The organism is Rhizobium aethiopicum, from assembly GCF_900094625.1.
In the GTDB taxonomy this organism is placed as follows: domain Bacteria; phylum Pseudomonadota; class Alphaproteobacteria; order Rhizobiales; family Rhizobiaceae; genus Rhizobium; species Rhizobium aethiopicum.
In genome coordinates this window covers 341,297-353,966 of the sequence record NZ_FMAJ01000003.1, presented here as the reverse complement: position 1 = coordinate 353,966, position 12,670 = coordinate 341,297, and the positions used below count along the sequence as shown (strand labels likewise).

At 60.5% G+C, this 12,670-nt stretch carries 15 protein-coding genes and 1 tRNA gene; 3 read left to right on the top strand and 13 right to left on the bottom strand.

Features of this window, described 5'->3' with window-relative positions; genetic code table 11:
• Window positions 1-6: 6 nt before the first annotated feature.
• The 11 genes from GA0061105_RS08860 to rfbF all read right to left on the bottom strand — a co-directional run bounded on the left by GA0061105_RS08860 (window position 7) and on the right by rfbF (window position 10,167).
• Window positions 7-1,164, bottom strand: coding sequence for a class I SAM-dependent methyltransferase (locus GA0061105_RS08860; RefSeq protein WP_092749479.1), 1,158 nt, complete (start codon window positions 1,162-1,164; stop codon window positions 7-9).
• The gene (locus GA0061105_RS08855) at window positions 1,161-2,015 is read right to left on the bottom strand and encodes a phytanoyl-CoA dioxygenase family protein (RefSeq protein WP_092749477.1); all 855 of its coding nucleotides are present in this window, start codon (window positions 2,013-2,015) and stop codon (window positions 1,161-1,163) included. Before GA0061105_RS08855 ends, GA0061105_RS08860 begins: the two co-directional genes overlap by 4 nt.
• The gene (locus GA0061105_RS08850) at window positions 2,012-2,737 is read right to left on the bottom strand and encodes a WbqC family protein (protein ID WP_092749475.1); all 726 of its coding nucleotides are present in this window, start codon (window positions 2,735-2,737) and stop codon (window positions 2,012-2,014) included. The genes GA0061105_RS08855 and GA0061105_RS08850 overlap by 4 nt, the downstream gene beginning before the upstream one ends.
• Before the next feature lies 1 nt (window position 2,738).
• Entirely contained in the window at window positions 2,739-3,290 is a 552-nt protein-coding gene (locus GA0061105_RS08845) for a GNAT family N-acetyltransferase (protein ID WP_245304234.1), read from the bottom strand.
• Window positions 3,275-4,027, bottom strand: a complete 753-nt coding sequence (locus GA0061105_RS08840; RefSeq protein WP_092749471.1) for a cephalosporin hydroxylase family protein — start codon at window positions 4,025-4,027, stop codon at window positions 3,275-3,277. Before GA0061105_RS08840 ends, GA0061105_RS08845 begins: the two co-directional genes overlap by 16 nt.
• Before the next feature lie 31 nt (window positions 4,028-4,058).
• A complete protein-coding gene (locus GA0061105_RS08835; RefSeq protein WP_092749469.1) occupies window positions 4,059-5,207 on the bottom strand; it encodes a DegT/DnrJ/EryC1/StrS family aminotransferase in 1,149 nt (382 codons plus the stop codon).
• A gap of 119 nt (window positions 5,208-5,326) precedes the next feature.
• The gene (locus GA0061105_RS08830; RefSeq protein WP_092749467.1) at window positions 5,327-6,571 is read right to left on the bottom strand and encodes a glycosyltransferase family 2 protein; all 1,245 of its coding nucleotides are present in this window, start codon (window positions 6,569-6,571) and stop codon (window positions 5,327-5,329) included.
• Window positions 6,568-7,110 (bottom strand): dTDP-4-dehydrorhamnose 3,5-epimerase, encoded by a 543-nt coding sequence (gene rfbC / locus GA0061105_RS08825; protein ID WP_092749465.1) that lies wholly within the window; start codon window positions 7,108-7,110, stop codon window positions 6,568-6,570. The genes GA0061105_RS08830 and rfbC overlap by 4 nt, the downstream gene beginning before the upstream one ends.
• Entirely contained in the window at window positions 7,107-8,342 is a 1,236-nt protein-coding gene (locus GA0061105_RS08820; RefSeq protein ID WP_092749463.1) for a class I SAM-dependent methyltransferase, read from the bottom strand. The genes rfbC and GA0061105_RS08820 overlap by 4 nt, the downstream gene beginning before the upstream one ends.
• Window positions 8,339-9,403 (bottom strand): CDP-glucose 4,6-dehydratase, encoded by a 1,065-nt coding sequence (gene rfbG, locus GA0061105_RS08815; RefSeq protein ID WP_092749461.1) that lies wholly within the window; start codon window positions 9,401-9,403, stop codon window positions 8,339-8,341. Before rfbG ends, GA0061105_RS08820 begins: the two co-directional genes overlap by 4 nt.
• Window positions 9,394-10,167 (bottom strand): glucose-1-phosphate cytidylyltransferase, encoded by a 774-nt coding sequence (gene rfbF, locus GA0061105_RS08810; RefSeq protein WP_064693418.1) that lies wholly within the window; start codon window positions 10,165-10,167, stop codon window positions 9,394-9,396. The genes rfbG and rfbF overlap by 10 nt, the downstream gene beginning before the upstream one ends.
• 318 nt (window positions 10,168-10,485) lie before the next feature.
• Between rfbF and GA0061105_RS08805 the strand changes: the two genes are divergently transcribed.
• Window positions 10,486-10,779, top strand: a complete 294-nt coding sequence (locus GA0061105_RS08805; RefSeq protein ID WP_092749459.1) for a DUF982 domain-containing protein — start codon at window positions 10,486-10,488, stop codon at window positions 10,777-10,779.
• A gap of 59 nt (window positions 10,780-10,838) precedes the next feature.
• On the opposite strand, the gene GA0061105_RS08800 is transcribed toward GA0061105_RS08805, so the two are convergent.
• A tRNA-Leu gene (locus GA0061105_RS08800) sits at window positions 10,839-10,923 on the bottom strand.
• A 167-nt stretch (window positions 10,924-11,090) separates the two neighbouring features.
• On the opposite strand from GA0061105_RS08800, the gene GA0061105_RS08795 reads away from it, so the two are divergent.
• Window positions 11,091-11,501: a BA14K family protein gene (locus GA0061105_RS08795; RefSeq protein ID WP_092749457.1), complete on the top strand. Its 411-nt coding sequence runs from the start codon at window positions 11,091-11,093 to the stop codon at window positions 11,499-11,501.
• A 9-nt stretch (window positions 11,502-11,510) separates the two neighbouring features.
• Here GA0061105_RS08795 and GA0061105_RS08790 read toward each other — a convergent pair whose 3' ends face one another.
• Window positions 11,511-11,804 carry an Rdx family protein gene (locus GA0061105_RS08790; protein ID WP_092749754.1) on the bottom strand — a complete coding sequence of 98 codons (294 nt, stop codon included), beginning with the start codon at window positions 11,802-11,804 and terminating at the stop codon, window positions 11,511-11,513.
• A gap of 124 nt (window positions 11,805-11,928) precedes the next feature.
• On the opposite strand from GA0061105_RS08790, the gene GA0061105_RS08785 reads away from it, so the two are divergent.
• Complete coding sequence (locus GA0061105_RS08785; protein ID WP_092749455.1) at window positions 11,929-12,666, top strand: type 1 glutamine amidotransferase; 738 nt, start codon at window positions 11,929-11,931, stop codon at window positions 12,664-12,666.
• Window positions 12,667-12,670: the final 4 nt, after the last annotated feature.

Below are 12,670 nucleotides of genomic sequence, written 5' to 3'. Positions count from 1 at the left end.
TTCGTTTCAGGCTTCCAACCAGACGAGTTCCAGGCCCGGCTTTTGCAGGTAGGGCATGCTGCCGATTATGGTGCGGGCCTTCAACGGGTTGAGGCCGATGAACAGCGCTTCCGCGTCATCGGCGATCGCCGTCGGTGCAATGACCGGGTAGCCGAAATGCACCGCGTTTTGCAGATTCGGATTTTGGTCAAGGAAGGCAGTCAGCTCGACATCGTTACCAATACGGCTAAAGATCCAGCTTCCATAAAATCCTGCACCGTAAACCGCGGCTTTGCGCCCGCGGAACGTGGCGGCACGTCCCTCGATGATGGCAGCCGAAGTTCGCCAAAAATCACAGATCTCAAGCCCTTGCGCGACTGAATGCTGGACGAGAGCGGCGTCCTGCTCTTGCCGGACCGGTGTTTCACTGCGAACGGCGACGGCAAAGAAGGCGCCGGGAAAGGAGGTCGTGTCGATCGTGGATACTTCGAATCCGCCCGCAGCGAGCGTTCGGCGCAGTGAAGCCTCGCTGAAATGATTGATGTGATCGGCCACCGTCATGTCGCCCGGGTTGGCCGAAACGTCGGGCATCGAAAGAAGCAGCGTGCCGCGCGGCTTCAAGAGCTTATGGATCCCAACAATGAAACCGATGGGATCTGCCACGTGCTCAATCACGAAATGACTCATTGCCGCATCGAAGCGGCCGTTCCATGCCACCGGAACCTCGTAGGTCGCCTGCGCATGCGGCGCGATCCAGCCGTCCCATGCCGGAGCGTAGTCGCTCGAAACATCGAATACATGCGGATCGATATCCGGCCTGGCGGCGATGATCTTGCGCAGCGTATCGGCCTTTGCCGCGCCGTAATCCAGAAGCTTTGCCCCCTGCGGGAGGTCGAGCAGATGGCGCGCAATCTCCGCCTGGTGATCCGTCCGGTAAATGATGGCGCCATCGGGCTTGACCGCAAAGATCTGGTCATGGCCTTCGCTGTTCAACGAAATGCGGTAGCCGGTATCATAAAAGGCTTCGATATCAGGAATCTCATCACATTGGGCATGGCCGCATCCATCGCAGACATATACGCGCGTCGGAATGTCGATCAGGGTCATGATGGAGGTCAGCGCAGGCGCCGGCGTTTCATAAGCCGGCGTCGCAATCTTCCCACCGCAGACGCGGCAAGTCGTCATTCGGCCGCCTCGCGCTGAAGGGAAAGCTCCGGAAGTACGTCGGCGAACTTTACGCCGGCGGCAAACGAACCTTTCCAGCCGATGCGGATGCCGACCGGCTCGAGATAGTTGAAGTAACGAAACTGGATGCTCCAACGCGGCGTGGTCGAGACATTGTGGCCCGACTGGTGCAGCGTGAGGAAGTCCATCAGCACGAGATCGCCGGGGTTCGTCAGAGGCGCGACGTGCTTATAGCGGGCAAGGCGCTCTTCGGCACGGTCGAGATGCAGTGCGTAAGCGCCCGTCTTGCCAGCGCCGGCGTCATCCTCGTAAACGGGAACCAGGCCTTCGGCATGCGAGCCTTCGGCAATCTGTACAGGGCCCATTTCCTCCGTGACAGATAATAGCGGCGTCCAGAAGACAACGCCATCGACACTGCGCAGCTGGCCTGGAAATTCCTGATGCCATTGCGCACGGAACTTTTCTTCGCCCGGATTGTCGATGCGGATGCCGTAGCCGCCGGCGGCAATGCCGGGGACACTCTCCGGACGCAGTGCCTTGAAGGCTTCATCGTTGGCGATGTTCGTAACGAGGCGCATGAAGGCAGGGATCTGCTTGATCGCGTCATATACCTCGCCGCCCCACGAGCGGTTCGTGACGATCAGCTTCGGATAGGCGATGGTCATTGCCTCATGCGTGGTCGCGATCGGGGCATCGACGCCATACTTCCTGCAGATAACTTCAATAATTTCGCGGATACCTTCCTGGATTGGCGCGATGTCGGCGGCCGGATCATAGAATCCCGGCATGACGAGATAGCCCTTGGTGCGGAAATCAGAGCGCAGGCTGTCGGTAATTTTTGCGTGTGTCATGATGTGACCATTTCCTCCTTCAGGAAGTCTTGCCATGCTACCGTTGCCGGGATGAGACAGTTACGCGCCTCCGAGCCCGTTCGGGCGATAAGATCGAGTACAGAAACATAGGGGGTGAACGAGCCCACTGGCTGAGGCCAGGGGGTGCGGCTGTACTTCATGTATTCCACCAATACGCCGGCCTGTTCGAAGGTTGCGTGGTCGAGATAGTTCGACGCGCCGTGGCCCGTGAGATAACGGGTACCCCCGGCCTTCAGCACAATATCGAGCACACGTTGCCAGGATGTGCCCTCGACACCCATCTCGCTCGTCTTTTCGATCGTTCGGTTTCGGCCGATGCCGAGATAGTGCGCAGGTTCCTCGATGCTGGCGATAAGGAGATCCAGCAGACAGGAATGGCGATAGACGCTGTCGAAGATCGAGAGCGCATCGTCGATGAAGGGAGCGCCGAGCAGTGACTGGCGCAGCAGCGCGCGATGGCTTGCCTTCCAATCGTCGCCCGCGGCGGTGAGTTCGGAGATCTTCCGGAAGCTCCCCTTTCCGGCGAGCGGTATCGTCATCCAGCAGCGGTCGCTGCCGCGCAGAAGCTGGATACGGTTTGTGAAGCTGCCCTTCGAGAACTGGGTGTCGTCCAGATAGATATAATTGTCGGCTAGCATTAACTGCTCAAAGAAGCCCGGCCAGGGAAAGAGCATCGGTTGGGTAATGACGACGGCGGTCATATCATTTGCGCTCCAAGCGCCTTTCGAACAGCATCACGTCGCGCGGCATGCCATTGACGTCGGTAAAATGCGCCTCGAGGAGGCCGACCTCGCGATAGCCGAGCGACAGATGCAGGCCGATGGAGGCGGCGTTGTCGACGTCGATTTCGGCCATCAGTTTGCGAAGACCGAGCACACGAGAAGCATGGAGCATAAGTTCGGTAAGGGCTGCACGTCCGAGCCCGAGGCCACGTGCCTCCTCCGCGAGAACGATGCCGCCGTAGCCGTTCGCGTTCCGACGATGGACCTGGGTGATCTGCGTATAGCCGGCAGCCTCGCCGCTGGCCAAATCCTCGATGATGAGAAATGCTCCGCCGGTCTCTGTGCGCCGCCTTTCCAACCATGAGTCGAGCGCCGCATCATCGGTCGCATCGGGCACCGTCAGCAGGAGCGACTGGAGCGCGTGGTCGCGCCGGAGGGAAAAGAGCAGCGGTCGGTCGCCATCCGCCACCCCGCGCAGTCTGACCGACGCGTGATGTGGAACATGGCGGTGACCCATCATTGGCGAACGCATTTGAGATATCCTCCTGGCGAGCTGGAGAGCACCAGCTTGCCGTTCAGCACCTCGTCAGTCTCGAAACGATCGGTTTCCTCAAGATAGGCGTTGAGCGCCGCATAAGGCTCATCCCCAGGATACCAGATCTTCGAGCGCTTGGTCGGTGTCTGCGACATGTCTCCGCGCCCGAGCAGCGTATCGGCGACAACGATGTACTGGCCTTCGGTGACCAGCGGGCCGTAGCAGCGCAGCTCGTCGAGAACGTGATCGCGACTGTGGTCGCTGTCGAGGACCACCATAACGGAGGCGTCGGCGGGGATTTCGGCCTTGACCTTGGCGAGAGTCCCGGCCGTCGTCGACGGTCCCTCGATGAGCGTGATTGACGGCGAGAGCGGGTGCTTTTCAATGGAATCGCGGTTATGGGCGCGGATATCGATATCGACACCGATCACCTTGCCCTTTCCGATCACCTTCAGGAGCGACGCCATGAAGATCATCGAGCCGCCGCGGGCCACGCCGGTTTCTATGATAACGTCGGGCCTGGTGTTCCAGATCACCTCCTGGGTGGCCATGATGTCGGCAGGCATCTGGATGATGGGCACGCCCATCCAGGACCAGAGATAAGCGTAGTCATATTTGTCCAGCGCTACCAGGGTGTTGAGTGCATGCTGAAAGGCTTCCTCGTCCTTTCCGAGAGCAAGCGCCATCTCGCGCTTGTGGGATTCGAACTCGAGGCGATCGTCCTTGGTGGTCATAACTCTCCGAAACCTTCTTTAAATTTTGCGCTCAGGCCGACTGACGGGGGCGAACGGCGCTGTTGTTCCGATGGCTGCGGACGACCGAGAGCAGCGTCTCCGCCACGCGATCAATATCCGCCTCGCTCATGTCGTGGTAGCTCGGCAGGTTGATTGCCCGCTCCGGGATGCTCCAGGCGTTGATATTGCCCGGCTTGTCCTCGAACATCGAAAGGCTCGAAAGCGGGTGGAAGAAGACGCGCGCATCGATATCGGCGGTTTCGAAGGCCTGTTGCAGCATTTCGCGGGTGATGCCGGTGGCGGGGTGGAAGACGGCAGTCGGCATCCAGGCGCCGTTGATCGTGCCGGTATATTCCGGGTTCATGCTGATGCCGTTGAGCGGCGAAAGGCGTAACATATAGGCTGCAAGGATTTCCCGCTTACGGGCGACGAGCTCATCAATGCGCTCCAGCTGCGCGCAGCCGATGGCCGCTTGGACGTTCGACATCTTGTATTTGAAGCCGATCGCATCCGGCCAGAACTGCTTCTTTGAGCCGCGGGCGCGGCCGTGGTTGCTGAGCGTCAGTACCTTTTCGTAAAGATCGGCGTCGCTGGTGACTAACATGCCGCCTTCACCAGTGGTTAGGGTCTTGGTGCCGTGGAATGAGAACGTGCCGAAGGCGCCGATCGAGCCGGCGCGACGGCCGCGCCAGATCGAGCCGATTGCCTCTGCCGCGTCTTCGACCACGGCCACGCCGCGCTGCTTGCCGATCTCCATCAGGGCATCCATGTCGCAGAGATTGCCGTAGATGTGCGTGGCGATAATCGCCTTAGTGCGCGGCGTGATGCTGCGCTGAACCGCGGCAGGATCAATGCACCATGTATCAGGCAGGACGTCGACAAAGACGGGCTTCGCGCCGAGATGCACGACAGGCGCCACCGTCGCCACCCAGTTCGTGTCGGCAAGAATCACCTCGTCACCGGGGCTGATGCCGAGTGCGGCGAGCCCCATATGCATCGCGCCGGTGCAACTCGACGTCGCGGTCGCAAAGCCGCTGCCGAGATAGGCGGCGAAATCGCGCTCGAAGCGGTTGATATAATCGTAGCAGCGCGCACCCCAGCCGTTCGCAGCCGCATCGGCGGCATAACCGGTTTCCAGCTCGGTGATCGATGGCCTGGTGTAGAATATCCTGTTCGTCATGCCGTATTCTCTTGGGATGAGGGCTTGGGATTCGCGAAGTTGGGGCACATTAAACTGAATAGCGAATGAAACTGGCGCGAGGCTGAGCGTTGGCCACATCGCTCCCTCGTGAGTCGACCTCAGACGATCACATGGCGGATGAGATCCTGCTCGCTGAAGATCAAGTTCGACTTATAGCCCAGTGCGACGAATTCGCTGTGGCGGGCAGCATCTGCGATGAAAACTGCTGTTTTCTTCACAATGCCGGCGTCATGGCCTGCCGTCTCCTCGGTGACGGCAACCTCCGCCGGTAGCCCGAGATCGCGCAGCAGCTCCTCAATCGCGCGTGGGTCCGCGATGCCACTGAGCATCAGCCGGCTTACTCCCGCGGTTGCGCCGACCTGATATGCAAGCGTCTGGATTGCCACCATCAGCGGCAGCGCGTTACGGAAAGGCATGACTTCGGGATGGTCGGGCATGCCCCCGATCGCCAGCCGGGTATAGAGTTCATAGGCCTTGATGAAGTCCTTGCGTTGCGCCCAGAAGCGGAATGCAACTGCCATGCGGTTGAGCGTGAAAACCTTGCAAAGCTCCTCGAAAACGACCCGCGCTTCGCGGGTCGTGGCAAGGTTGCCTCGCTTGGACCCGATATAGAGGAAATATTCGAGGCCCCCGCGGTATTTATCCCAGGAGGTCATGACGTCGTCGTTTCCTGCCTGCTGCCGGTTCGGCGCGATCTTGGAGACGGCCACCGAGCGGTAGAAAGGCTGCTTCAGAAAGGCGACGGCGCCCTGGTCCAGGAAATGGGCGAGATACGAGAAGGCCCAGAAGCAGAAATCGCGGGGAATCCAGGAGGAACGCAGCGCCGAGGCGCGATAGATTCCGATTTCTGGGAAGATGTGACGCTCGCAGACGAACTGAAAAACCGCTGCGAAATTGCGCTGCTCGAACTTGATATTCTCATCGATAGCGTAGAACTGAGAGAGATCGCGGTCGGTCATTTCGTCGTAGAAATACCAAGGCGCGTGGCATGCTGCGACATCTGGGTTGGCGTCCAGATAGGCCATCGCCGCCTCGACGCCGCTTGGGACCAGAAAATCGTCATCGGCAAGATAGATCGAATACTCCCCCACCGCATGATGGAAGGCGCAGGCGAGGTTCGGGCCTGAGCCGCCGTTGACGGCGCGGCGGTGATAGTGGATCGGCAGACCTCTGGCGATGAATTCCTCAACGAGCTGGGTCGTATTATCCGTCGAAGCATTGTCCGAAATCACGATCTCGTAGGGAAAGCTGAAATTATATTTCTCGCAGTGTTCGAGCGCATTCCGCAAATAAGCTTCGCGGTTATAGGTCGGAATGCAGATGCTGAGTTTGATGCCGCTCAAAGGCTTGTCTCCTGGCTATAGCTTTCAAGCGCGGCGTCGCGCTCGCTGATGACGCTCGGCTTGAAGGGCCAGGCGATGGAAAAGGCGGGATCGTCCCAGCGGACGCCGCGGGCAAGCTCCGATACATAGACTTCGGACATCTGGTAGAAGAGTTCGCAGTCGTCCTCGAGCGTCAGGAAGCCGTGTGCGCATCCGGCAGGTATGTAGAAGGCGTTGTGACTACGAGCATCGAGCTCGACCGAGGCCCATGCGAGATAGGTCGGGGAATCCCGCCTGAGATCGAGCGCCACGTCGAAAACCCTGCCGCGCGTGGCGCGCACCAGCTTGATCTCCGGCCTGGGATCTGCCTGATAATGCATGCCGCGCAACGTGCCGCGCTTGTGGTTCTGCGAGATATTGCACTGCGGATAGACAGGCACGAGACCATGGTCGGCAAAGCTCTTGGCATCGAAAGTCCGCGCGAATAGTCCGCGTCCGTCCGAGCGCGCGTCGACTTGCACGACAAAAGCACCTGAAACCGCGGTCGGAACAAATCTCATCCGATTACCGTCAGTTCAGGCACGGCGACGGCGAAAAGTCCACCCCAGTCTCTGACCCTGCTGTTGGCCGCCATGACCTCGTTCTTGATGTTCCACGGCAGGATCAGAACGTAGTCCGGCTTCGTCTCGTTCATTATCTCCGGCGCGTAGATCGGCAGCTTGCTGCCCGGCAGGTAATGTCCCTGCTTGTGCGGGTTACGGTCGACCACGTAATCGATGAGGTCGGTGCCGACGCCGCAGAAATTCAGGAGCGTATTGCCCTTGGCGGCGGCCCCATAGGCTGCGACCGTCTTGCCGTCGCGCTTGGCCTCCTTGAGGAAGGCCAGCAGCCCATCTTTGATCGGGGCCACGCGGCTCTGGAAAGCCTCGTAGGTTTCGACCTTGTCGAAGCCGGCGGCCGCTTCGTCGGCCCGCACCTTGGCGACGCCAGGGCCGGTCGGATGAGCTGTCGACGTCGTGCGGCAGGCGAGCACGCGGAGGCTCCCGCCATGGGTCGGCAGTTCTTCCACATCGAATACAGCGAGGCCGTGCGCCGCAAAGGCCTTCTCGACGGCCAGCAGCGACAGATAGTAGAAATGCTCGTGATAGACGGTATCGAACTGGATGTTTTCCATCAGCCGCAACAGATGCGGGAATTCGACGCTGACGACGCCATCCGGCTTCAGAACGGCAGAGAGCCCACCGACGAAGTCGTTGATGTCGGGGACATGCGCCAGCACATTGTTGCCGATGACGATGTCGGCGGCAAGACCGCGGGAAACGAGATCGGCGGCCGTTTCCTTGCCGAAGAAGCGCGCCTCCGTGGGAACGCCGATCTGCCGTGCCACTTCTGCAACATTTTCGGCCGGCTCGATGCCGAGCACCGGCACGCCGGCCTCGACAAAATGCTTGAGGAGATAGCCGTCATTGCTTGCCACCTCGATCACTTTGGATGCCTCCCCGAGACCGAAGCGCTTGCGCGCCGCGACGGTGAACTGGCGGGCATGCTCGACCCAGCTGTCGCTGTAGGAAGAGAAATAGGCGTAGTGGCTGAAGATGTCTTCCGGCGGAACGAATGCATCGGCCTGCACCAGCCAGCACTCGGAGCAGACGAAGGCGCGTAGCGGATAGGAAGGCTCCGGCTGCTTGAGCTGCGCTTCCGTCAGATAGGCGTTGGCAAGCGGCGTCGAGCCCAGATCGACGAAGCGATGTTTCAAGGGAGCGCGGCAGAACCGGCAATTGTGCGCTGTCATGATATTGCTTCCTCATAGGCCGCGATCTGACCGAGCGAGAAGGCGCGCATGTCGGCCCCTTCTCGGTTGGCCTGGTACCAGGCGGCTGTCCAGTCGATTGTCTGTTGCAGGGTCAGGCGCGGTCGCCAACCGATGGTTGAAAGCGCAAGCTCCGAGCTCAGTGTCAGGGCAGGCGCTTCCGGCAGATGCGTTCCGGGTGCCAGTCTCCAGACGTCTTTGACGCCATGGGCAAGGCCCAGAGCTTCGGCAAGGTCCGACACTGTCGCGAAACTCTGCGGATCTGGGCCGAAGTTGAGGGCTTCGGGCAATTCCTCTTGGGCCGAAAACGTCAGGGCCTCGGCGAAGGCGAGGTAGCCGCCGAGCGGCTCCAGCACGTGCTGCCAGGGACGGATTGCCCCGGGATAGCGCAGCAGGATCGCTTGGCTGCTTTCGAAGGCGCGAATGAAATCCGGGATCAGCCGGTCCCTCGACCAGTCGCCGCCGCCGATGACGTTGCCGGCGCGCACGGTGGCGACCCTGATGTCGCGCTCTTTGAAGAAGCTGTCGCGATAACTCTGGACCACCAGTTCGGTGCAGGCTTTGGAGTTGGAGTAGGGGTCCTTGCCGCCGAGCGTATCGGTTTCGATGAAGGGGACGCCGCTGCCGTTATTGGCATAGACCTTGTCCGACGTGACGACGAGAGCCGTTTTGACCGAGGCCGTTTCGCGGATGGCATCCAGAACATTCGCGGTTCCCATGACGTTGGTCGCGAAGGTTTCGGCAGGGTTTTCGTAGGAGCGTCGCACCAAGGCCTGCGCTGCCATGTGGATGACGATTTCGGGCTCGAAATCAATGAGGCGCTGCCTGAAAGCCGCAGCGTCGCGGATGTCGGCTATGTGATGGCCTTTCCCGTTCCACGGTGAAAGCCGCGAATAGAGGGAAGGACTGGTTTCGGGCTCCAGCGAGACGGCCATTACCTCTGCTCCAAGCTTTTCCAGCCAGAGCGAGAGCCATGATCCCTTGAACCCGGTATGTCCCGTCAGGAATATACGCCTGCCATTCCAGAAGTTCGTCAGGCCCATAGCTTCCACGGTGCCTTTCCGGAGTTCCAGAGTTCTTCCAGATGGGTGCGCTCGCGAAGCGTATCCATCGGCTGCCAGAAGCCGTCATGCTTGAAGGCGGCGAGCTGGTTATTGGCGGCAAGCCACTCCAGCGGCCCGGCTTCCCAGATGGTATCGTCGCTGGGGATGAGATCGACCACCGAGGGGTCGAGCACGAAGAAGCCGCCATTGATGCGCTGGCCGTCGCCTTTGGGCTTCTCGACGAAGGAGGTGATGAATTGCCCTTCGATATTGGTGGCCCCGTAGCGTCCGGGCGGCGAGACGGCGCACATCGTCGCCTTCAAGCCATGGCTGCGATGAAAGGAGACCTCTGCAGCGATGTCGATGTCGCCGACGCCGTCGCCATAGGTCATGCAGAAGGGCTCGCCCGGTGTCAGATGGTCGCGAATGCGCCCGATGCGGCCGCCCGTCATCGAATGCACGCCGGTATCGACCACAGTCACACGCCAGTTGGGGCGTTTGCCGCCATGATAGTTGATACTATTGGCGCCGAGGTCGACGGTGATGTCGCTGTGGTGCAGAACAAGGTTTACGAAGTATTCCTTGATCATATAGCCCTTGTAGCCGGCGCAGACGATGAAATCGTTCAGCCCGTGATGGGCGTAGATGTTCATGATGTGCCAGAGGATCGGCATGCCGCCGATTTCGACCAGGGGCTTGGGGCGAACACTGGTTTCCTCGGCAAGACGCGAGCCAAGGCCACCGGCGAGAATTACGACTTTCATCCCAAGCGAACTCCAGAGTGTCTAGCCGAGCTTCCCGCCCCTGTGAGCGCTCGGCTCTTTGGCGGAACGGCCGTATGTTCATCCCTGAGCCGGTATCCGATTTCGTTCTTGTGCGAGGCTTGCGGAGTGGGGAAGAGGCGGCCGAGCCTTTCGGCGGGCCGTGCTTTGAATGGCGGAAACGCTTCCGCGCCGGTGATCGACCTGTCGCCGAGACCTCTCATAGAAGCGGCATTATCGGGGAACGAAAACCGCCTTCACCGATTGACGGCACGCTTCTTGCATTGTTACTAATATTCTAACCCTTGGGGAGAAAGTGCCATGCAATGGAACACATCGGCGGATTTTTCGCCTCTCGTTCTCTTTCTAGGTAGCCGGCACAAGCGCAAGATCGTCAGGACCCTCCGAGACGCCGCCGAGGTGCTGATGATCGATTGGCCGTTTGAAGATGGAGAGGAATATGTGGCGGCCGTGAAAGCATGCGCCGATGCCATTACAGGGCAAGCCGGCATTGACGAACTCAGAGAATTGCTACTGAGCGCCGCCAGAGAAGCTGGGATTGCCGTTCTCACCGTCATTCCGGACTGCAAGACGACACCGCACTTGGCGGCGTGACTGGCCTGCAATATTTGGAAGGTTTAATTCCTTGATCGAGGTAGCGATCAAGATTGGAATGGTGCCCAGAAGAGGACTCGAACCTCCACGCCTCGCGGCACAGGTACCTGAAACCTGCGCGTCTACCAATTCCGCCATCTGGGCGACGGAGAGCGATGTAAGGGGGTGGCTCGTGACTGTCAACTGGGTTTTTGAAGTTTTCCTGACAGTCGGCGAAAAACAGCCGATCACATGCGGGGGAGCGGCCGGAGGGCAGGCATAGCGCATCACTTCGGGCTCCCTATATAGAGGGATATCGAAAGGAATGCCTCATGTCCGCTGCCCGAACGCTTCTGCTCGCCAGTCTTTTTGCCGTTTTCGCGCCAGCCATGGCCAGCGCCGATTCGCCGAAGCCGGGTATCGGGCCGCTCAATACGGGATCGACGCTCTGTGATTTTCGCGGCTGCTTCGGTTTCGGGCCGCAGCAATGGCATCGCCCGGCCTACGTCCAGCCGAATTACCGTCCGCGCGGCGCCGGGCCGACCTTTTATCTGCCGGGCGCGGCCGGGCGGCCGCAATTGACCTATGACCCGCCGCCGGTGCGCCGCGTACAGCCGGCGGCGCGCGATATGAACAAGCATATCGCCTGGTGCACCAATGAATATCGTTCCTATAATCCGCGGACGGATCACTTCCTCACCTATGAAGGTGTCTACAGGGTCTGCCGCTCGCCCTTCCGCTGAGCGGCCTGATCAGCTTTCGAGCGAGGCGCGGTCGACATGGCCGAGATCGCGGCCGGGCTCGATGATATCGCGGACCCGCTGCTTCAGCTCTTTCGGCCCGGGAAAGCCGCCGTCGCGCTTGCGCTCCCAGATGATATCGCCGTTGACGCGGATTTCGAAATTGCCGCCGGTGGCGGGGATCAGCGCCACTTCGCCGAGGCTGTCGGAAAAGGTGCTGAGCAGCTCCTGCGCCATCCAGGCGGCGCGCAGCAGCCAGTTGCACTGGGTGCAGTAGAGGATCGAAACGCGGGCTTTTTCGGTCATGGCGGTTCCTTTCGTTGGCGGTGATTTAAGCCTTTGCAGCGTGCGGACGCAATCGCGCATGCGCAAGGCTCTTGCTCGCCATTCTCCGGCATGGTCTCTTCCTGCTGACCATCGGGGAGAACCTATGCGAGTCGCAGTCGTCGAAAATATGCGCAATACCGGTCTCGGGGCGCTTGCCGGAGCGCTCGACGAGGCCGGAGCTGATATCGACTGGTTTCGGGTGTGGCGGGACGGCGTTCTGCCGCGCGACGTATCCAATCATGACGCGCTGGTCGTTCTCGGCGGCGAGCAGAGCGCGCTTGATGACGAGACGCATCCTTACCTGCCGGAGCTCGTGCAGCTGACGCGCCGCTTCGGCGATGCCGGCAAGGCCGTGCTCGGCATTTGCCTCGGCTGTCAGATCCTTGCCCGCGCCTATGGTGCCGACAATCTGCTGGGCGCTGCCCGCGAATTCGGCTGGCACAGCATCGGCGTCACCGGAGAAGGCAGGGCCGATCCGCTGTTGTCTGATGTCGGTGGCGAATTCACCATCTTTCAATGGCACGCCGATACCTTTTCCCTGCCTGCAGGCGCTGTTCGTCTCGCGACGAGCCCCGTTGCCGAGAACCAGGCCTTCCGCATCGGCCGCGCCGTCTATGGTACGCAGTTCCATTTCGAGGCCGATAGAACGGTGGTCGAGCAGTGGAAGGCGGAATTCCCCGACACGATCGAACGGATTGCGCCCGGCTGGCTGGAAAACTACGCCGAGCTGGCTGTGCAGCATGCCGGTGCCGCCGATGCCGCCGGTCTCGCCATTGCACGCGCCTGGGTCGGACTCATCGAGCGGCAAGAGGTCGGGCTGTTGTCACAGGCCTCCGCGTGAGGGG

Bases quoted from the DNA above. Each gene is read 5' to 3' on its own strand.
- GA0061105_RS08860 (WP_092749479.1), bottom strand. From the start codon at position 1,164: ATGACGACTTGCCGCGTCTGCGGTGGGAAGATTGCGACGCCGGCTTAT.
- GA0061105_RS08855 (WP_092749477.1), bottom strand. From the start codon at position 2,015: ATGACACACGCAAAAATTACCGACAGCCTGCGCTCTGATTTCCGCACC.
- GA0061105_RS08850 (WP_092749475.1), bottom strand. From the start codon at position 2,737: ATGACCGCCGTCGTCATTACCCAACCGATGCTCTTTCCCTGGCCGGGC.
- GA0061105_RS08845 (WP_245304234.1), bottom strand. From the start codon at position 3,290: ATGCGTTCGCCAATGATGGGTCACCGCCATGTTCCACATCACGCGTCG.
- GA0061105_RS08840 (WP_092749471.1), bottom strand. From the start codon at position 4,027: ATGACCACCAAGGACGATCGCCTCGAGTTCGAATCCCACAAGCGCGAG.
- GA0061105_RS08835 (WP_092749469.1), bottom strand. From the start codon at position 5,207: ATGACGAACAGGATATTCTACACCAGGCCATCGATCACCGAGCTGGAA.
- rfbC (WP_092749465.1), bottom strand. From the start codon at position 7,110: ATGAGATTTGTTCCGACCGCGGTTTCAGGTGCTTTTGTCGTGCAAGTC.
- GA0061105_RS08820 (WP_092749463.1), bottom strand. From the start codon at position 8,342: ATGACAGCGCACAATTGCCGGTTCTGCCGCGCTCCCTTGAAACATCGC.
- rfbG (WP_092749461.1), bottom strand. From the start codon at position 9,403: ATGGGCCTGACGAACTTCTGGAATGGCAGGCGTATATTCCTGACGGGA.
- rfbF (WP_064693418.1), bottom strand. From the start codon at position 10,167: ATGAAAGTCGTAATTCTCGCCGGTGGCCTTGGCTCGCGTCTTGCCGAG.
- GA0061105_RS08805 (WP_092749459.1), top strand. From the start codon at position 10,486: ATGCAATGGAACACATCGGCGGATTTTTCGCCTCTCGTTCTCTTTCTA.
- GA0061105_RS08795 (WP_092749457.1), top strand. From the start codon at position 11,091: ATGTCCGCTGCCCGAACGCTTCTGCTCGCCAGTCTTTTTGCCGTTTTC.
- GA0061105_RS08790 (WP_092749754.1), bottom strand. From the start codon at position 11,804: ATGACCGAAAAAGCCCGCGTTTCGATCCTCTACTGCACCCAGTGCAAC.
- GA0061105_RS08785 (WP_092749455.1), top strand. From the start codon at position 11,929: ATGCGAGTCGCAGTCGTCGAAAATATGCGCAATACCGGTCTCGGGGCG.